18 protein-coding genes are annotated in these 18,783 nt (G+C 34.3%); 6 read left to right on the plus strand and 12 right to left on the minus strand.

From position 1 onward, the window contains the following. Nucleotides 1–200: 200 nt before the first annotated feature. Genes AB4865_RS09840 through AB4865_RS09850 form a run of 3 tightly spaced genes read right to left on the minus strand, consistent with a single transcriptional unit; the run spans nt 201 to nt 3,136 of the window. A complete protein-coding gene (locus AB4865_RS09840; RefSeq protein ID WP_372473087.1) occupies nt 201–935 on the minus strand; it encodes a tyrosine-protein phosphatase in 735 nt (244 codons plus the stop codon). Between the two features lie 13 nt (nt 936–948). Continuing rightward, nucleotides 949–2,046 carry a DUF4105 domain-containing protein gene (locus AB4865_RS09845; RefSeq protein WP_372473088.1) on the minus strand — a complete coding sequence of 366 codons (1,098 nt, stop codon included), beginning with the start codon at nt 2,044–2,046 and terminating at the stop codon, nt 949–951. 19 nt (nt 2,047–2,065) lie between these two features. Next, on the minus strand, nt 2,066–3,136 hold the full coding sequence (locus AB4865_RS09850) for a PorV/PorQ family protein (protein ID WP_372473089.1): 1,071 nt from the start codon (nt 3,134–3,136) through the stop codon (nt 2,066–2,068). A gap of 330 nt (nt 3,137–3,466) precedes the next feature. On the opposite strand from AB4865_RS09850, the gene AB4865_RS09855 reads away from it, so the two are divergent. Together AB4865_RS09855 and aroQ are read left to right on the plus strand one after the other, a co-directional pair. Next, nucleotides 3,467–4,204, plus strand: coding sequence for a phosphatidylcholine/phosphatidylserine synthase (locus tag AB4865_RS09855; RefSeq protein WP_372474905.1), 738 nt, complete (start codon nt 3,467–3,469; stop codon nt 4,202–4,204). Between the two features lie 108 nt (nt 4,205–4,312). Further along, on the plus strand, nt 4,313–4,729 hold the full coding sequence (aroQ, locus tag AB4865_RS09860; protein WP_372473090.1) for a type II 3-dehydroquinate dehydratase: 417 nt from the start codon (nt 4,313–4,315) through the stop codon (nt 4,727–4,729). Nucleotides 4,730–4,769: 40 nt separating this feature from the next. Here the strand turns inward: aroQ and AB4865_RS09865 are convergent, their stop codons facing one another. Continuing rightward, a complete protein-coding gene (locus AB4865_RS09865) occupies nt 4,770–5,072 on the minus strand; it encodes a DUF6787 family protein (protein ID WP_372473091.1) in 303 nt (100 codons plus the stop codon). A gap of 194 nt (nt 5,073–5,266) precedes the next feature. Here AB4865_RS09865 and folE point away from each other — a divergent pair, with 194 nt between their 5' ends. From folE to rpoN, 4 genes are all read left to right on the plus strand, one after another. Continuing rightward, nucleotides 5,267–5,938, plus strand: a complete 672-nt coding sequence (folE, locus tag AB4865_RS09870; RefSeq protein WP_372473092.1) for a GTP cyclohydrolase I FolE — start codon at nt 5,267–5,269, stop codon at nt 5,936–5,938. Nucleotides 5,939–5,951: 13 nt separating this feature from the next. Next, nucleotides 5,952–7,418 carry a cysteine--tRNA ligase gene (gene cysS / locus AB4865_RS09875; RefSeq protein ID WP_372473093.1) on the plus strand — a complete coding sequence of 489 codons (1,467 nt, stop codon included), beginning with the start codon at nt 5,952–5,954 and terminating at the stop codon, nt 7,416–7,418. 160 nt (nt 7,419–7,578) lie between these two features. Continuing rightward, nucleotides 7,579–8,361 (plus strand): glutamate racemase, encoded by a 783-nt coding sequence (murI, locus tag AB4865_RS09880; protein WP_372473094.1) that lies wholly within the window; start codon nt 7,579–7,581, stop codon nt 8,359–8,361. Nucleotides 8,362–8,447: 86 nt separating this feature from the next. Further along, nucleotides 8,448–9,914, plus strand: coding sequence for an RNA polymerase factor sigma-54 (gene rpoN / locus AB4865_RS09885; protein ID WP_372473095.1), 1,467 nt, complete (start codon nt 8,448–8,450; stop codon nt 9,912–9,914). A gap of 68 nt (nt 9,915–9,982) precedes the next feature. Here rpoN and AB4865_RS09890 read toward each other — a convergent pair whose 3' ends face one another. The 8 genes from AB4865_RS09890 to pdxH all read right to left on the minus strand — a co-directional run bounded on the left by AB4865_RS09890 (nt 9,983) and on the right by pdxH (nt 18,731). Beyond that, nucleotides 9,983–10,579: a porin family protein gene (locus tag AB4865_RS09890; RefSeq protein ID WP_372473096.1), complete on the minus strand. Its 597-nt coding sequence runs from the start codon at nt 10,577–10,579 to the stop codon at nt 9,983–9,985. Between the two features lie 189 nt (nt 10,580–10,768). Continuing rightward, nucleotides 10,769–11,614 (minus strand): DUF2911 domain-containing protein, encoded by an 846-nt coding sequence (locus AB4865_RS09895; RefSeq protein ID WP_372473098.1) that lies wholly within the window; start codon nt 11,612–11,614, stop codon nt 10,769–10,771. 184 nt (nt 11,615–11,798) lie between these two features. Continuing rightward, on the minus strand, nt 11,799–13,769 hold the full coding sequence (locus AB4865_RS09900; RefSeq protein WP_372474906.1) for a cytochrome c biogenesis protein CcdA: 1,971 nt from the start codon (nt 13,767–13,769) through the stop codon (nt 11,799–11,801). Then, nucleotides 13,769–15,079 (minus strand): tRNA lysidine(34) synthetase TilS, encoded by a 1,311-nt coding sequence (tilS, locus tag AB4865_RS09905; protein ID WP_372473099.1) that lies wholly within the window; start codon nt 15,077–15,079, stop codon nt 13,769–13,771. Before tilS ends, AB4865_RS09900 begins: the two co-directional genes overlap by 1 nt. A 6-nt stretch (nt 15,080–15,085) precedes the next feature. Next, nucleotides 15,086–16,369: an anthranilate synthase component I family protein gene (locus tag AB4865_RS09910; RefSeq protein WP_372473100.1), complete on the minus strand. Its 1,284-nt coding sequence runs from the start codon at nt 16,367–16,369 to the stop codon at nt 15,086–15,088. A gap of 5 nt (nt 16,370–16,374) precedes the next feature. Next, a complete protein-coding gene (locus AB4865_RS09915) occupies nt 16,375–17,409 on the minus strand; it encodes an RluA family pseudouridine synthase (RefSeq protein ID WP_372473101.1) in 1,035 nt (344 codons plus the stop codon). A gap of 6 nt (nt 17,410–17,415) precedes the next feature. Further along, nucleotides 17,416–18,042 (minus strand): PASTA domain-containing protein, encoded by a 627-nt coding sequence (locus AB4865_RS09920; RefSeq protein ID WP_372473102.1) that lies wholly within the window; start codon nt 18,040–18,042, stop codon nt 17,416–17,418. A 44-nt stretch (nt 18,043–18,086) separates the two neighbouring features. Continuing rightward, complete coding sequence (gene pdxH / locus AB4865_RS09925; RefSeq protein WP_372473103.1) at nt 18,087–18,731, minus strand: pyridoxamine 5'-phosphate oxidase; 645 nt, start codon at nt 18,729–18,731, stop codon at nt 18,087–18,089. Between the last annotated feature and the right edge of the window lie 52 nt (nt 18,732–18,783).

Genomic DNA, 18,783 nt, shown 5'->3' on the forward strand with positions numbered 1-18,783 from the left:
AAGAAAACAACACTTAAAAACGATTAAACCTACGATTTAAAGCAGATTACCGCAGATTTTGTTTTTTTTGATAAATTAAAAAACATCAGCGAAAATAAAATTAACAGAAAAAAATATAAAAATCTATCTTCATCAGCGTGAAATAAAACTAATATTTAAAAGTTGAGATAACTTCATTTTCAAATTTTCAAATTATCTTTTTACCTAAAAAACTCATTCTTTTTCAACAAATCTTTCAATTTATCTGTTTCTTTGATTACCAAAGGATTGTCAAAAGCATTTACATGTTTTCCATGGTGCATATCCGAACCCGAAAAATCATACATTCCTTCTTTCAACAACATATTGGCAGTTTTTGCTACGCTTTCACCATAATATCCCACCGTTGAAAGCAAATTTAATTGCAATTTGCATCCCATGCGTTTTAGGTGTTCAAAAGCAGATTTTTCTCCTTTATAAAAATTGTATCGTTCAGGGTGAGCCATCACAGGAGTATAACCCTTTGACACCAACAAAAACAATACATCGTCCAAAAAAATCGGCGGATTAATATACGACATTTCTACCAAAACGAATTTATCTTTCAATGTCAATAAATCATCAGCTTTTACACGAGCTTCAAATTGGTCGTCTAACATATATTCCGAAGCAGCATGATAACTCAATTGTTGCGTTTCTTTGGGCAATTCTCTGACAACTTTTTCATGAGTAGCTTGTATGATTTGTGTTGTATTTGGGTGAATATCTGTTATGGTATGCGGAGTTGTAATTACTTTTCCGAAACCTAAATCTTGCATAGCATTGAGCAAAAATTTCGTATCCTGAATATTTTGAGCTCCATCGTCTATACCACAAAGTGTATGAGAATGTATATCTACATACCCCACAGGTATGCAATCTCTTAAATGTATTTTCTTTTTAAAAAATCCGAACATTATTTAGTGAATTTTATTTTTTATTTTTATTTGTTAATAGGATTTCCCACAATAAAATCACAAAATGTAAGAATAATAATGGTAAAATAATTGTGATTTTTTCCATTGAAAGCAAACTTAGAGCCAAAATCGAAAGTACCAATTGACCGATAGCAATTTTTCTTCTTAATGGATTTTTGATAAACAACATTATTATCATTAATGGATTGAAAATCAAAAATGTCCAATTGTTCAACACTTCTTCATGCATCGAATACGGTTGAATGCACAAAATCAACCCTCCTAATAATGTGGCTATAATATAATACACATTTCGGATGGCTTTATACTTTCCAAAAAAAGCAAAAATTGCCAAAAACGCCCAAAATGCATATTTTTCTGGTTGTTTTTTCTCTTGTGGTTTATGTGTCGAAGTATGCCAAATTTTCACATCTTTTTGCAATCGATCTGTCAAATGAATTCCTTCTAAAAATTGTTCGGGTAAAAACAACAATTCATTCGGTTGATCGACATTACTTCCAAATACCAAATTGATTCCCAACTGCGGAAAATATTGCAATTTCAGATAATCATTCAATATTTGTCTATATGTTTTTTGATTGGATGGAAAATCTTTTTTTATCTGATAATGTGCAGTTTGATCTATCAAATCGTGAACTCTGGTGGTACAATTATCAAAAATAAATTTGTACAAATAGTAGCGTTCGTCCGATTCGTATTGCTTCCACAAAGTTGACCAAATCTTTTGTATTTCTTCAGCTGAAAGTTCTAAAATTTGTTCGGTAATCGTACGGTCAGCGTATGTATAAGCATAAATAAAATCTTTTTGAGAATCAATCCCTATGCTGTACAACAAATCTCCTTTGATAAATTTTCCATAAAAATTTGGTGTATCAAAATCAAACATCCCATAATTAAAAACTAAATCAATATTTTGCTCTACATCTTTCACTCTCAAGGCTGTATGTCCAAACAAAGAATACAACTCCTCTCCCACTCCGCAGGTGTAAACACTGATTTGAGCCGATTCGGAAAGCGTTTTATCTTTCAACGATACTTGAGCTGAACTACTGAAAATCGAAATAAAAAATCCAATAAAGATTAACAACAACTTTTTCAAAACTCACTAATTATCTAAATGTTAGAAAATCTACACGAATCGAAAATATATTTGAATACAAAGCTGCACTTTGATTTCCTATATCTGTCAAAGCATAATCAACGGCAATTCCTTTGTATTTAAATCCTAAACCAATATTAGGTTGAAAAGTCATTTTTTCTTTGCCGTCGATTTGCATTTCGTTTTGAAAATTACCCAAACCTCCTCGCAAAAATACCATATCATTGTAATCTGCTTGAAAACCTACGGCAGGTTGAATACTATATCCTTTTCCAGAGATAATTCCATTGGTTTGGAAAAATTGAGTGTTTAACTGACCAGAAGCCAACACATTGATTTTATTATTGATAGCAAACGATTTTGCTGCTCCTAACTGCAACACTGGCAAAGAGCGTTCGTTTTTATCGGGCATCGTTTGGTTGTGTCCGTCGATAGCATCTTTAATTTTATCAATCTCCGACTGATTGAAACTCCATACGGTTTCGGTAGTCGTAGCATCACGGAGCATTGCTCCTAATTTCCAATTGCTTTTTGACTGATATTGCACCCCAAAATCCAATCCGTACCCCCAAGCATCGGCAAAACTTCCGATGATACGACGCAATATTTTAGCGTTTCCTCCAAGGGTAAGTCCTTCGATTTGAGTCTGTTTTGCAAATGAAACCGTAAACGCATAATCAGCGGTAGAAAATTTTGAAATACGCGAGTAATCCACATTTCCATTTTGGTCTATCAACTGAGTAGTATTCAAAATATCATCTACTCCAAAACGCATCAAAGAAAATCCCAATGCCGTTTTGTAGGTCAATGGCATGGCAAAAGTTGCATAATCATATTGAGCAATATTGGCAAAATAACTGGCGTGCATCAATCCCGCTTGTTTGTCATCTAATTGAGTAAGACCCGCTGGATTCCAATATGTTGAATAGACATTGTCGGTATGTCCAACCACAGAATTTGCCATCGACATTGCGGCTGCATCTACTCCAATATGCAGAAATTCATTGGCATAACTTTTTACCTGCTGTCCTTGCATCTGAGCGATGACAAATAGAGCGATTATTGAGGATATTTTTTTCACTATTATATAATTTTGTTTTTTTGATCTGTCATTCAGAACAAGTTCGTTTCGATAGCAATCGGAACAAACGAAGTGAAGCTCCGAGGGATTGTCCCGAACTGACGAAGCAATCTTTTATTGTTTGATGTTTTATAAGATTCCTCCTATCGTCGGTCACGAGAGCTTAGCTCGAACTGGCGAAGCAATGACAAGACTGAAAAGTCAAGTTTACTTCTATTCTACAAATATAATCAAGCCAAATTTAATCAGATTTGCATAATAATCAAATTTTTGACATAATATTTAGTAGTTATTGATTACTTTTGTTTTTTAATTCTGTACAAAGTTATGATAAAAAAGCACATACCAAACGCTATTACCTTATTGAATTTATTTTCTGGATTAATTGCCTTGAAATTTGCCTTTGAAAATCAAGTAGAATGGGCATTTTTCTTTGTTTGTTTGGGAATTTTCTTCGACTTTTTTGACGGATTTTTTTCCCGTATGCTAAAAGTTTCCAGTCCGTTGGGATTACAATTGGATTCTTTGGCAGATATGGTAACTTCGGGAGTTGTTCCGGCAGTGGTGATGTACAAACTCATCGAACAGCAATCGTTGATGTGCGGAGAAAATTGCACGATTTATAGCGGAACTTTCGGACAAATTGCCCCATATTTTGGGTTTATAATTGCAATTGGTGCTTGTTTACGATTGGCAAAATTCAATATTGACACGCGTCAAACCGATAGTTTTATAGGATTACCAACACCTGCAAACGCTTTGTTTATCATAAGTTTACCTTTAGTTATTACCAATGGAGGCATCGATTGGTTGAGTAATTTTTTATCACAACCTAATATATTGATGGCGATTTCTTTTTTGAGTGCTTGGATTATGAATGAAGATTTACCTTTGTTTTCGCTTAAAATCAAAAAAAAATCGTTTAAAGGCAATCAACTAAAAATTCTCTTTTTATTGCTTTCGGTAGGTTTGCTATTGATATTCAAAATCATTGGCGTACCTATGATCATTTTGTTTTATATTTTATTGTCGTTTGTAAAAAATTTGAGGAAAACACCTACAGTGTAGGAAGATTAGCACAATTTCTATTAAAAAAACACCTGTGGTGTTAGAGACAGCCACAAATTACACCGAAGGTGTAAAAGAAAAGTTATTCGTGGCTAAAAAAGAAAAAATATGAAAAAAATAATCATTATCAACGGCCCTAATTTGAATTTATTAGGCAAAAGAGAACAAACAATATACGGAAATCAAAGTTTTGAGGAATATTTTGAACAACTAAAAGAAAAATTCCCTCAATACGAATTACATTATTTCCAAAGTAATCACGAAGGCGAAATCATCGATTGTTTACATACTCACGGATTTGATTCGCACAAAATTATTTTAAACGCAGGAGCCTACACCCATACTTCTATTGCGATTGCCGATGCTATTAGAAGTATAAAAACTCGTGTAATCGAAGTGCATATTTCCAATACATTTACCAGAGAATCGTTTAGGCACCATTCCTATCTTTCGCCTGTTTGCGAAGGTATTATCATAGGTTTTGGATTGAAAAGCTATGAATTGGCATTAAAAAGTTTAGAGTAAAAAAATAACAGTAATATTCGTTTGAATATTGCTGTTTTATTTATTTCCAGATAAATCCTAATTTCATTCTGTGAAGCATTTTCTTTACAAAAGCTGAAAAAAACGCATATTGACCAAAAATACTACCAATTAGTACCAATAAAACTTTATATACAGGTAAGATCAACAATAGTGATAAAAGGTAATAAAAAACCAAAGGCATGCTGTCTTTTGTTATTCCTAACCAACTCATAATCGGCTTGGTTATATACGCCGAAGTACTTCCTGTAATTGCAAAAACTATCAAAATTATAGCAAATTGAAAATTAGAAGTTACTCCCCATTTTTCTTTCAATCGTTTCATATGTTTGAATTTGTTCTCGGCAAATATACATTTTATTTCTAAATAAAAATTATCAAACTTTATATTCAAAAAAATAGGTTTCATCAATTAAGAAAAATTATTTTCGATAATTATTAAAAGAGATGATATTTTGTCTTTTTGTACTTAAAACATTATTCAGTATATTTGCCGTTTAAACAAAATAAACATAAAAAATGTGTAAGTCAGACAATTTTCACGACGAAATAGGAAACAACCACATCGCTACTTGCGATCATACACCTTTAAGAGTCGACGCTTTTGACATGAGCGACGAAGACAAAATAGAATCGATTAAAGGAGATGTAGAAAAAATATTGACCACTTTGGGTATGGACTTGACAGACGATAGTTTGAAAGGTACGCCCAATCGTGTAGCAAAAATGTTTGTAAAAGAGATTTTTGGCGGATTGAACCCTGCTAAAAAACCTTCTTCCTCAACATTTGAAAACAAATACAAATACGGCGAAATGTTGGTAGAAAAAAACATTGTGGTTTATTCTACTTGTGAACACCACTTGTTGCCTATCGTAGGTAGAGCTCATGTGGCGTATATTTCTTCAGGTAAAGTAGTCGGTTTGTCAAAAATGAACCGCATTGTGGATTATTATGCAAAACGACCACAGGTACAAGAGCGTTTGACGATTCAGATTGTTGAAGAATTAAAACGCGTATTGAATACAGAAGATGTAGCTTGTGTAATCGATGCCAAACACTTATGTGTAAATTCTCGTGGAATTAGAGATATTGAAAGCAGTACAGTTACAGCTGAATTTGGAGGTGCTTTCAAAAATTTGGAAACTCGTAGAGAGTTTTTGGATTACATCAAATTGGAGACGAAATTTTAATTTTTAGTAAATTATGCAACTAAAAATATACAATTCGCTTTCAGGCGAAAAAGAATTGTTTCAACCGATAAAAGAAGGTTATGTCGGAATGTATGTATGTGGGCCTACAGTGTATAGCAATGTACACTTGGGGAATGTGCGTACTTTTATGTCGTTTGACTTTATTTTCCGTACCCTTCAATATTTGGGTTACAAAGTGCGTTATGTTCGTAATATCACCGATGCTGGACACCTTACCGACGACGGCGATGTAAACAACGACCGCTTTGTGAAACAATCGCGTTTGGAAAAACTCGAACCTATGGAAATCGTACAGAAATATACCGTTGATTTTCATAAAGTGTTGGAACTTTTCAACCTGCAACCTCCTACAATCGAGCCAACGGCTACGGGACATATCTTGGAGCAAATCCAACTGACAGAAAAACTCATCAAAGATGGTTTTGCTTACGAAAGCAATGGTTCGGTCTATTTTGATGTGTTGGAATACAACCGTCGTGGATTGAACTATGGTGAACTTTCTCGAAGAAACATCGAAGAACTTTTTGCTAATACCCGCGATTTGGACGGACAAGGCGAAAAACGCAATCCGCAAGATTTTGCCTTGTGGAAAAAGGCTTCACCAGCTCACATTATGCGTTGGGCATCGCCTTGGGGAGACGGTTTTCCAGGGTGGCACTTAGAATGTACCGTAATGAGTACCAAATATTTAGGAGAAGAGTTTGATATTCACGGTGGAGGAATGGATTTGAAATTTCCACACCACGAATGTGAAATCGCACAAGGAAAAGCTGGACACGGACATTCGCCTGTACGCTATTGGATGCACGCCAATATGCTCACGATGAACGGTGCTAGAATGAGTAAATCTACTGGAAATTATATTTTGCCAATGCAATTGATTTTTGGGGATAACAATTTCTTTGAAAAAGCCTTTTCGCCAAGTGTGGTTCGTTTTTGTTTTATGCAGGCACATTACCGCTCGGTGTTGGACATCTCAAACGATGCGATGCTCGCAGCCGAAAAAGGTTTTTTAAGATTGATGGACGCCGTGAAAATTTTACCGACATTGGCAACTTCTGAAAAATCTTCATTCGATTTACAAGCGTGGAAAAATGCATGTATCGAAGCTTTGACAGACGATTTCAATTCGCCAATTTTAATTGCACAATTATTTGAAATTGTAAAATTTATCAATTTGGTAAAAGACGAAAAAGCAACGATTTCAACAACTGACAAAGAAAAATTAATAGCTGCCTTAAACGCTTTTGTTTTTGATGTGTTAGGATTGGAAGTCAATCAACAAAACGCTCAAAACAACGATAAATTGGACGGTGTATTACAAATGCTAATCAATATACGATTGGAGGCCAGAGCCAACAAAGATTGGACGTTGTCAGACAAAATCCGTGATGAATTGAAAGTCTTAGGTATCCAACTAAAAGACGGTAAAGACGGAACATCATATAGTTTGGAATAATTTTTATATCTTCATAGCTGCCTTTTGGGGCAGTTATTTTTTTATCTGTAATGTTTCTTATTTGTGGATTGATTTATGGATATGTCAAACACAATTTCATCAAGAAAATAAAATTGACAAACAATAAAATATTTTAAAGTTTATATCATATTTTTGTACTATGCAAAAAAACGATGTAATCATAGGATTGTTTGACTCTGGTTTGGGAGGAATTACTGTATGGAAGGAAATAAATAACAAACTTCCACAGCTCTCTACTATCTATCTTGCTGATAGTAAAAATGCTCCTTATGGACCAAAAAGTAAAGACGAAATCATTACTCTTTGCAAAAAAAACATCGACTTTTTACTCACCAAAAATGTTTCGTCAATTGTAGTTGCTTGTAACACAGCTACCACTAACGCTATCAACGAATTAAGAACTGAATACAACCTACCTATTATCGGTGTAGAACCTGCTATAAAACCCGCAGTTTTAGCTTCCAAAAGTAAAAAAATTGGCGTTTTGGCTACTTTGGCTACTTTGCAAAGTGAAAAATATATCGAAGCAAAAAAATCTTTTCCAAAAGTCGAATTTGTTGAACAAGCAGGGCATCATTTAGTACAACTTATCGAAAGTGGAAAATTATATTCAGAAGAATTAAAAAAACTTCTGATTCAATATGTTACACCTATGAGAGATGCTCAAGTTGACCATATTGTTTTAGGGTGTACACACTATCCCTTTTTCAAATCTATTTTGAAAGAAATCACTGATTCATCCATCCAAATCATCGACTCTGGAGCTGCAATAGCCAATAGAGTACATCAAATTTTGGAAAGTAATGATTTACCAACCGATTCTTCTACTCTTTTTCATAAATTTTATATCAACAAATCATCGGATGTAATGAAATCTTTGCTAAAAAACGATAAAGTTTCTATAATAGAATTTGATTTTTAGACATAGAAACACTTTAATAGATAATTTGTTTTGAAATTTTTCGTATTTTATTTATTTTTGACAGAATTTATAACATAATAAATACAATGCTAAAGCAAAATTTACAATTAAAATTATCTCAAAAACTTTCTCCTCAACAAATTCAATTGATGAAATTGATTCAATTGCCAACGCTCGCATTTGAACAAAGATTGAAAGAAGAAATGGAGGAAAATCCGGCTTTAGAATCAGGTAAGGAAGACAACGCAGAATTAGATAATTTTGAAAACAATCAAGAAGATTACGACAATTTTGAAGAAAATCGCATCGATGCAGATGATATCAATATTGACGAATACTTGAGTGATGACGAAATCCCTTCATACAAACTCAATGCAAACAATTACAGCGATGACGACGAAAAACATTCTACGCCAATCATCGCTCAAGAAGGTTTCCATCAAAGTCTATTGTCACAATTAGACACTTTTATACTTAGCGAAGAAGAACGTATCATAGCCGAATTTATCATTGGAAGTATAGATGATACAGGGTATTTGAGAAGAGAAAATCAAGATTTGGTAGATGATATGGCATTTACGCAAGGTATTTATACCACTGAAGAAAAAGTAGAAAAAATCATCGCAACTGTAATCCATTTATTAGATCCGATTGGCGTTGGTGCTCGTAGTCTTCAAGAATGTTTGTTGCTACAATTAAAAAACAAAATCCCTACAGAAACAGTAGATTTGGCTAAAGACATTATTGAAAATCAATTTGATGCTTTTACTAAAAAACATTACGACAAATTGTTGCAAAAATACAATTTGAAGCAATCCGAATTGAGAAATGTAATCGATGTAATTGAAAAATTAAATCCTAAACCTGGAAGTAGTTTTTCTTCAAATTCGTTTAAAATCATCGAACATATCATACCTGATTTTATTGTAAACGTTGAAGATGGAGAAATAGAATTGCAACTCAATTCGAGAAACGCACCAGAATTGCATATATCAAACGATTATAGAGAAATGCTACAAACCTACAAGGAGAGTACGCAAAAAAGCAATGCTCAAAAAGAAGCCGTGCAGTTCATCAAACAAAAATTAGATGGTGCTAAATGGTTTATAGATGCCATCAAACAAAGACAAGAAACTTTATTTGTGACTATGAGTGCCATCATCGATTATCAAAAAGATTATTTTTTGGAAGGTGATGAAAAATTGCTCAAGCCTATGATTTTGAAAGATATTGCAGACAAAATAGGTTTAGATATTTCTACAGTTTCGCGTGTAGCAAATAATAAATACATTGACACTCCTTATGGTACAAAATTGATTAAAGAATTTTTCTCAGAAGCAATAGTAAACGAAGAAGGAGAAGAAATTTCTACCATTGAAATTAAGAAAACACTACAACAAGTCATCGAAGAGGAAAATAAATCAAAGCCATATCCAGATGATAAATTAGCTGAAATTTTAAAATCAAAAGGATATCCTATCGCACGTAGAACCATTGCAAAATACAGAGAACAATTGGACATCCCTGTAGCAAGAATGCGTAAGAAAATCTAATCGAAACCAAAATCATTTAATAAAAAAGGTTGCTCAATTGAGCAACCTTTTTCTTACTTTATGTTTGATTAGAATTTAAATCCTACTCCAGCTTGAATCACTGATGATTTTACTGCATCACCTGTTGTATCAGACTCACGCAAGTCGTTCAATCCGATCATGTAACGAGCATTGAAAAACAATCCGCTTGGTGTGTCGTAAGCCAAACCTGCAGACACTCCGTAGTCTAATTTCTTAGCCTCGAATGGTTTTTGATTTGAACCTCCAACACCTAAATTACCAGCTTTCACCTCATAGCTTTCTTTAGCCAAGAATGATACATGAGGACCTGCCTCGATTGATAAACCATCAACTACATAAAATTTAGCAACTACTGGCACATTTACATAATCCAATTGATGTTTAGCAGAGAATTTTGTTCCCAAAATTTCACGTTCAACTTTAGAACCTTGTGTAGAGTATTGAACCTCAGGTTGGATTGAGAATTTTTCACCCAATTTGATTTCAGCTACAGCTCCTACATGGAATCCTGTATGAGCTTTTGCATCATTGTGATTTTGTTTTGAAAAATTCACACCCGCTTTCGGTCCAAATTTAACTTCCTGTGCTACTGCTGTACCTCCTAAGGCAAACATAGCAGCTAATGCAAAAATTGTCTGTTTCATATTTTAAAAAGTTTAATTATTCGGTTAAAATATTTCAAAGACCGTACCAAACTAATTTACAAATTACATTTAATTTATTTTTTTTACATTTTTCAATAAAAAAATTCCCAAAACTGCAATTTGTTTTGGGAATTAATCAATAAAATAAAATTTAACCAATGTATATATGAAAAAATGAATTTATATCCATTATGACTTCATCCATTCCAACAAAGAATCTCTGTTCATTTTGATATAATCTAAATTATTTGCTTGTTCAGCTTTTTCTAAAGACAATTTAGCAGTTTCTATTGCTCCTTGCTTGTCGCCCAAACGATGCTGAATCAACGATTTTGTACGCAACATATAAAAAGGTGCATCGTTTTGCATCTCTATAGATTTGTTTACATACTCCAATGCTTTTTCATTTTCTTGGTTGATGCTGTACAAATATTGTCCTGCGGCATAAAAATCAGAGGCTTTAGACTCTTCGTTCAACAAAGCAATACTTTCCATAGTCTTTTTATGAGTTGGTACTTCAAACGGAATTCTTACTCTTGTTTTTTCCCAAGACATCACCAAATCTCCTTTATCAGTAGTAATTGGTGTAACTTCGATTGTAAAAAATTCTTCGTTGGTATCCAACATTTCTGAATTTGCCACTGTAGTCAATGCGATTTTTTCTTCGCTGTATTCTTTTGGCAATCCCCAATTGTTGAAATCTTTGTAGAACACCACTTCCCAACGGGTTGGCGAAGGCACTGTGTAAATGGCATATTTCCCTTTTTCCAATACCTTTCCATCGATTTGTACATCATCTGTAAATTCAACAACCGTGTTTTCATTGGCTCCCGTACGCCACAATCTTCCATATGGTACCAAATCTCCAAATACCGAACGACCTTTGGTTGCTGGTCTTGAATAGTTTACTTCTACTTTTGTCAAGCCCACCACTTGCTCTACTTCAGCACTCGGACTTGCTTTTGGTGTTACTACTTGTGCATTGGCAAATGTTGTCACCACTAATGCACATATCGTTATAGCTATTTTTTTCATATTCTTTTTTTTATTCTCTCGCTGATTTCACAGATAAACACTTTTTGTGCTTCTAATAAAATATTTATTTCCACATAGACACATAGTTTATTTTTACCACTGAGAAACAAAGACGCTTCGCTTTAAGAGAACGCATAGACTTTTGCGAATCTATGTGTTCTATTTTATCTATGTGTTTAAAATATTAAAACTTAGAAATTCCACTTTCTAACCATTGCATATATTCATCAACATTTGGAGTATAACCAACTGGTGTGTTTAGGCTATTTCCTTCGTGGTCTAAAATGATATAATAAGGTTGTGCATTGGCTTGGTATTTTTCAATTTGGAAATCACTCCATTTGTTACCCACAGTTTTGATTTTCTTTCCTGTAGTTTCAGAAACATATTGCTCAGATTCTGGCAAGTCTTTTTTGTCATCTACATACAGCGAAATCAAAACAATATCATTTTTCAATGTTGGCAATATTTTGTTGTCAATCCACACATGGTCTTCCATTTTTCTACAGTTTACACAAGCATATCCTGTAAAATCCAACAACACAGGTTTGTTTACTTCTTTGGCATACGCCATTCCTTTTTCGTAATCTGTAAAAGTTACGATTCCGTGTGAACCTTCTTTTGCTCCTTGAGGCAATTCTACATCAGCAGATGCAGCTCCTCCTCCACCAAATCCTTTCGGACTTTCTGAATAGGTCTGAGGTGGTGTCATTCCCGACAACAATTTCAGAGGTGCTCCCCACAATCCTGGAACCATATATATGGTAAATGTCGTAACTACTATGGCCAAAAATGTTCTACCCACTGACAATTTTGCTACTGGCGAATCGTGTGGCAATTGAATTTTTCCAAACAAATAAATTGCCCATGTTCCGAAAATTGCAATCCACAATGCGATAAATACTTCTCTTTGCAACAATCCCAATTGCAATACCAAATCTGCATTTGACAAGAATTTCAATGCCAATGCCAATTCTAAAAATCCTAATGATACTTTTACAGTATTCATCCAACCTCCCGAACGAGGCATAGAGTTTAACCATCCTGGGAACATGGCAAACAACATAAATGGCAATGCCAACGCTGATGAGAATCCCAACATTCCAATCAATGGAGCGGTTCCTCCTTTAGAAGCAGCTTCTACCAACAAAGTTCCTACAATCGGACCTGTACAAGAGAATGAAACAATCGCCAATGCCAATGCCATAAAGAAAATTCCGATCATACCTCCTCTATCGGCTTGACGGTCGATTTTATTTGCCCAAGAGTTTGGCAACATGATTTCGAATGCACCTAAGAATGATGCGGCAAACACAATCAAAATCACGAAAAAAACCACATTAAACCACACATTTGTTGATAATGCGTTCAATGAATCTGCTCCAAACAAACGAGTAACCAACAATCCCAAAAACACATAAATTACAATGATAGAAATACCGTAAATAATAGCATTTTTGATACCTTTTGCTTTTGATTTACTTTGTTTTGTAAAGAAACTCACCGTCATCGGAATCATTGGGAATACACACGGCGTAAGCAATGCGGCAAATCCTCCTACAAACGATAAGAAGAAAATACTCCAAATACCTTTCTGTTCTTCTTTTTTACCTGATTCTGAAACATCTGCTGGTTTTTCTGAATCCTCTGATTTTTTAGTTGTTGATGATTGTACATCTTCAAAATTCAACACTGCTTTTGAAGTTAAATCCTTTAAATCAAACACAAAAAACTTGTCAAATTGAATACATTCGATCGTACATGCTTGATAAAACAATTGTAAATTGATGGTTTCAACTGCTGGATTTGTAATTTTGATTACATGCGAAAATTGAGCAGATTTTTCAAAGTAATATTCATCTACTTCAAAAATATCATTGTATTTTTTAATATACTCACTTTCAGTAGCTTTTCCTTGAGGTTCGTAATTTCCTTCGGCGTTGTCATAAATAAATTCCATTGGCAACGCTCCCCCTTCAGGAGTAAATTGCGAGTACATATGCCATTCATCTTCAATCGTTGCATGCAACATCACTTTGTACTCTGTGTCTGAGATTTTCTCAATTTTCGAAGTCCATTTTACTGGATCTTTCACCTGTGCATAAGCTCCAATCGAAAGGAAACTTACCAACAATAAAAACCAAATCTTTTTAATCATTGTACTGTAATCTTTAAAATTTTAGTTGTGTTTTTGTTTAGTTTAAATCTATTATCTATCTGAAAACCAATCACCCACAAAATTTCATCTTTTGCATCGACCAAAACTCGCACGGCTTCTTTTTCAAAGATAGACAACTTTTTATCTTTCAAATATTTGCTAATTTTCTTCCTGCCATTCATACCTAAAGGTTGAAACAATTCTCCCTCTTTTGGAACACGAATATGCAATGGAAATTGTATATTTTCTGCATCAAATTCCGCCACAAACTGAAAATCAGCTCTATTTTTTAGAAAAAAGTTTTCAAATATAAGAGTAATATTTTCTTCTTGCTCGTTTTTTTTGATAAAAAAATGCAATTCTTTGTTAAAATTTAGATTGATTTCACGTAAATGTAATTCTCCTCTATTTTTCAACAATTGATAGTCAGCATTTTGAATATATTTTCCCGAAATAGATTGCAACATTTTTTCTAATTCATTTTCGTCCGAAAATCCATAAGGCAAAAGGATTTGCTTCAATTTGATAAATCCATTTTCCTCTTGGAATAATTTTTCAAAATCGATGATTAAAACATCTTGTTCCTTTCGGGTAAATCTTTGTTTTATTTGGGTTAAAAATTCATCTTTCAACAAATAATCTTCTTTTACATTGGAAAATAATTGTTGAAAATTTTGATATAAATCAGGGGAAATTTCCTCTAAAATGGGGATTATTTCTTTTCTGATTTTATTGCGAATGTACTTGGTTGATTGATTGCTCGAATCTTCTTTCCATTCCAGTTGATTGTCCGTTGCATATTGTTCAATTTCTGTACGAGAAAACGACAACAACGGTCGGATGATTTGTTCATTTTTCGCAGGAATTCCTATCAAACCTTTGGTTCCCGTTGCTCGTAAACTATTAATAAAATAAGTTTCGATTTGGTCGTTGAGATGATGAGCCGTAACCAAATAATCTAATTGATTTTCAATCAATAACTCTTGAAACCAAGCATATCTCAATTCCCTCGCTGCCATTTGAATTGATTGTTTATATTGAACAGCGTAATTTTTTGTATCAAAATATTTTATATGTAAAATTATTTGCCTTTTTTGACAAAATTCATTCAAAAATTGCGTTTCATCTTCGCTTTCTTCGCCTCTCAACTGAAAATTGCAATGAGCCACTTGAAATTTCAACCCCAATTTTTGAAACAAATCTAACAACACCATACTATCCACCCCACCGCTTACGGCAAGGAGAAAAGTAGTATGTTGCATATCGACAACAAACTGTTGTAGTTGAAATTCAAATATTTCTTTCATTATCATTTAGTTTTCCAACAACTCTCTTATCGACTGAGCTTTGAGTAAACATTCGGTGTATTCGTCATGTGCATTGGCTACAAAAGTTACAGCACTTCCCACACTCAACGATACGTATTTATTTGATTGATTGTACAATAACGAGCGAATTACCACATTGAAATCAGCATCTCCATTGGGTGAAATATAGCCAATCGTACCACTATACAATCCGCGTTTGTGAGCTTCCAATTCGGCGATGATTTCCATGGTGCGTTGTTTTGGTGCTCCCGTCATACTCCCCATCGGAAACGAGGCTTGAAATACATCGAGTAGGGTTGCCTGTTGAGGAATTTCACACACAACCGTCGAAATCATCTGATGCACCGTCGGAAATGAATAAATGCCACATAATTCCTCGACTTTTACCGTATCTTTTTCGGCTATTTTCGATAAATCATTGCGAACCAAATCTACAATCATCAGATTTTCAGATTGTTCTTTGGGGTTGGTTTGCAAATATTTGATATTGTTTTTATCCTCTTCTTCGGTTTTTCCTCTTTTTGCTGTTCCTTTGATAGGTTGAGAAATCACTTTAGTTCCAATTTTTTTCACATAGCGTTCGGGCGATGCACACAAGGCAAATTTATCTCGCCATTTTACAAAAGATGCAAACGAACTTTTGGCTTTTTCGTTCAATTTACAAAAGAAATATTCAGGGTGAATAATCGCATTTTCAGCAAAAAACTCGATACAATAATTCAATTCATACGAATCTCCTCGATGAATATATTGTTTAGCTTTGTTGAAATTTTTAATGTATTCTTCTTGTGAAACTTTTGCTTGTAAAGAAATTTTATCATGCGAAAAATCAGTAATTTCAACCAATTGAATGTTTTGAAAATCATTGTCAATTTCGTCATCACAACAAGCCAAATAAGAAAATTTCACCTGTTGATTATCCAAAATTTCAATCAATCGTTTGGGTTGAAAAAAAGCAATATCAGGAAATTGTAATACATCTGTTTTTTCATTAGGAAATTGTTCGGTAGAAATTTGGGCATCATACGAAACAAAGCCAAAACACCAATCTTTCAGATGTGAAACAAACTCTTCAAACTGTTCGAAATCGTCTGTTTGAATAGAAGTCATCGCATCACAAGCCAAAATTTTTGTCACAGAATGATACTTCAAATTATGGTCATTGGAATCCAAAAAGACCACTTCTTGAAATTGTTTTGACCAGTAAATCAACTGTTTCCAAAAAATATCCATAGAAGAAACAGCAAATATCTTTTGCGTTCGTTTCATAAGGATTATTCTTCTTCTTGATGTTTACCAAATTCTGAGTAAGTTCGCCATTTTTCGATAGCCTGTACCATATCCTGCGGAATCGGCGTTTCAAATCGCATAAATTCCTTTTTCACAGGATGATAAAAACCTAAAGTTCGTGCATGAAGTGCCTGTCTCGGCAATACTTTCATGGTATTTTCTACAAATTGTTTGTATTTTGTAAAAGTAGTTCCTTTCAAAATTTTATCACCTCCGTAGCGTTCGTCGTTAAACAAAGTATGTCCTACCGATTTCATGTGTACACGGATTTGGTGTGTACGACCCGTTTCCAATTTACAAGAAATCAAAGTTACATAACCCAAACGCTCAATTACTTGATAATGAGTAACTGCGTGTTTAGCTCCATTGCTATCATCTGGAAAACTTGCCATTTGCATTCGATCTACACGATGTCTGCCAATGAAGCTTTCGATAGTACCTTTGTCCTCTTCCACATTGCCCCAAACCAAGGCGATATACTCTCTTTCGGTAGATTTTTCGGCAAATTGTTTTTGCAATTCGTTCATGACAAATTCGGTTTTGGCAATCACCAAAAGTCCTGTTGTATCTTTGTCGATACGATGCACCAAACCAGGTCTTTCTGAGCTATTCAACGGCAATTGATCAAAGTGAAAAGCTAAGGCATTAACCAAAGTACCAGTGTAATTTCCGTGACCAGGATGCACAACCAATCCTGCTTGTTTGTTTACCACAAGCAAGTCATCGTCTTCATACACAATATCTAACGGAATATCTTCTGGAATAATAATATGCTCAAAAGGAGGTTGTTCCATCAACACCTGCACCACATCATTTGCCTTTACTTTGTGATTGGATTTTACAGGTTCGCCATTGACGAAGATATTGCCATTTTCGGCAGCTTTTTGGATTCTATTACGAGTGGCATTTTCGATGAGATTCATCAAAAATTTATCTACACGCAAAGGAGCTTGACCTTTACCTGCCTCAAAACGAAAATGTTCGTGTAAATCTTCTTCAGTAAATGCTGGAGTTATCATAGTGTTTTAAAAAATAGAGTCTATAGTTGGTGCTACAGCTTCGATGATTTCGCTGATAGTGTCTTGTTTTTGAGGAGTGTATCCCAAAGAACCATCTCCCAAAACCAAATTGATTTTAGAGTTTTTCAATACCTTATCGCCTTCTCTCAAGATGCGTCCATCTTGCTCTATACGCAAAATCACATCTTTAGCAAAGTCTGGTTCGTAAATCAACTCACCTTGTTGTAAACCTACCATTTCCAATGTAGCCAAGGCATGACGCAACGAACGATTTTCCAATTTTGGCAATCGTATCGATGCGTAATTTTTCGCATTGATTTTTACATATACCTTTCTTCCCTCTTTTACAAAAGCACCAGCAGTTGGTTCTTGCCAAGCAATGGTCAAAGGTGGAACTTTGGTTGTAAAATCAACAGTATCAATTACAACGATTTCTAAACCGATGTCATCTAAGCGAATTTCTGCCTCTTCGGTACTCATTTTCGCTAAATTTGGAATTTCTATTTCTTCACCATGTCGTGTATAAACATTCAAAAATTTCAAAGTCCCAAAAATCAACAAAACCAGAATTATCAATGCGGTAACTATTGAAAATATAAATGATTTACTTTTAAAATAGCTGATTAAACTCATTTCTTATTCAATTTATTTTTACAAATATACACAAGTAAAATATATTACGGTGCCATTCGTTCGATTTTCCAATCCATTTCTTCCAATGTATATCGAATACGGTCGTGCAAACGGTTGGGTCTCCCTTGCCAAAATTCGATACTTACTGGTCGCACCAAAATTCCTCCCCAATGCTTTGGTCTTGGTATTTCTGTTTGGTTTTCATATTGTTTTTCCAATATTTCCAATCGATTTTCTAAAAAATCATACGACGGAATTACCTCACTCTGTGGTGAAACCACTGCTCCCAGCTGACTTCCTTTTGGACGACTTTGAAAATAATTATCCGATTGATTTTCGGATACTTTCTCTGCGACTCCTTTGATAATTACTTGTCGCTCGGCTTTTGCCCAAAAAAATGACAAACAAACTTGTGGATTTTCCAACAAGGCTCTCCCCTTTTCTGATTGATAATTGGTATAAAATACAAATCCTTCTTCGTTGTAGCTTTTCAACAATACCACACGCGTTTTGGGAAATCCGTCCAATCCGATGGTCGATACAGAAACAGCGTTGGTTTCGTCTGCCCAATTGTTTTCATCTACCTCACAAAACCACTTGCGAAATTGCATCATTGGGTTTTCATCGATTTCTGATTCTAACAGTCGATGTTTGTCGTAGGTCTTTCTATAATGTGATAAATCTTCCATTTTTTGTTTTGCTTCTATACTTTAGCCACGAAATATTTTCTTTTTTTACACC

The sequence above is a fragment of the Capnocytophaga sp. ARDL2 genome, assembly GCF_041530365.1.
Classification (GTDB): domain Bacteria; phylum Bacteroidota; class Bacteroidia; order Flavobacteriales; family Flavobacteriaceae; genus Flavobacterium.

Excerpts from the sequence above, each read along its gene's own strand:
- AB4865_RS09840 (WP_372473087.1), bottom strand. The coding sequence starts at position 935 with ATGTTCGGATTTTTTAAAAAGAAAATACATTTAAGAGATTGCATACCT.
- aroQ (WP_372473090.1), top strand. The coding sequence starts at position 4,313 with ATGAAAAAAATAATCATTATCAACGGCCCTAATTTGAATTTATTAGGC.
- AB4865_RS09865 (WP_372473091.1), bottom strand. The coding sequence starts at position 5,072 with ATGAAACGATTGAAAGAAAAATGGGGAGTAACTTCTAATTTTCAATTT.
- folE (WP_372473092.1), top strand. The coding sequence starts at position 5,267 with ATGTGTAAGTCAGACAATTTTCACGACGAAATAGGAAACAACCACATC.
- cysS (WP_372473093.1), top strand. The coding sequence starts at position 5,952 with ATGCAACTAAAAATATACAATTCGCTTTCAGGCGAAAAAGAATTGTTT.
- murI (WP_372473094.1), top strand. The coding sequence starts at position 7,579 with ATGCAAAAAAACGATGTAATCATAGGATTGTTTGACTCTGGTTTGGGA.
- rpoN (WP_372473095.1), top strand. The coding sequence starts at position 8,448 with ATGCTAAAGCAAAATTTACAATTAAAATTATCTCAAAAACTTTCTCCT.
- AB4865_RS09890 (WP_372473096.1), bottom strand. The coding sequence starts at position 10,579 with ATGAAACAGACAATTTTTGCATTAGCTGCTATGTTTGCCTTAGGAGGT.
- AB4865_RS09895 (WP_372473098.1), bottom strand. The coding sequence starts at position 11,614 with ATGAAAAAAATAGCTATAACGATATGTGCATTAGTGGTGACAACATTT.
- tilS (WP_372473099.1), bottom strand. The coding sequence starts at position 15,079 with ATGAAAGAAATATTTGAATTTCAACTACAACAGTTTGTTGTCGATATG.
- AB4865_RS09910 (WP_372473100.1), bottom strand. The coding sequence starts at position 16,369 with ATGAAACGAACGCAAAAGATATTTGCTGTTTCTTCTATGGATATTTTT.
- AB4865_RS09915 (WP_372473101.1), bottom strand. The coding sequence starts at position 17,409 with ATGATAACTCCAGCATTTACTGAAGAAGATTTACACGAACATTTTCGT.
- AB4865_RS09920 (WP_372473102.1), bottom strand. The coding sequence starts at position 18,042 with ATGAGTTTAATCAGCTATTTTAAAAGTAAATCATTTATATTTTCAATA.
- pdxH (WP_372473103.1), bottom strand. The coding sequence starts at position 18,731 with ATGGAAGATTTATCACATTATAGAAAGACCTACGACAAACATCGACTG.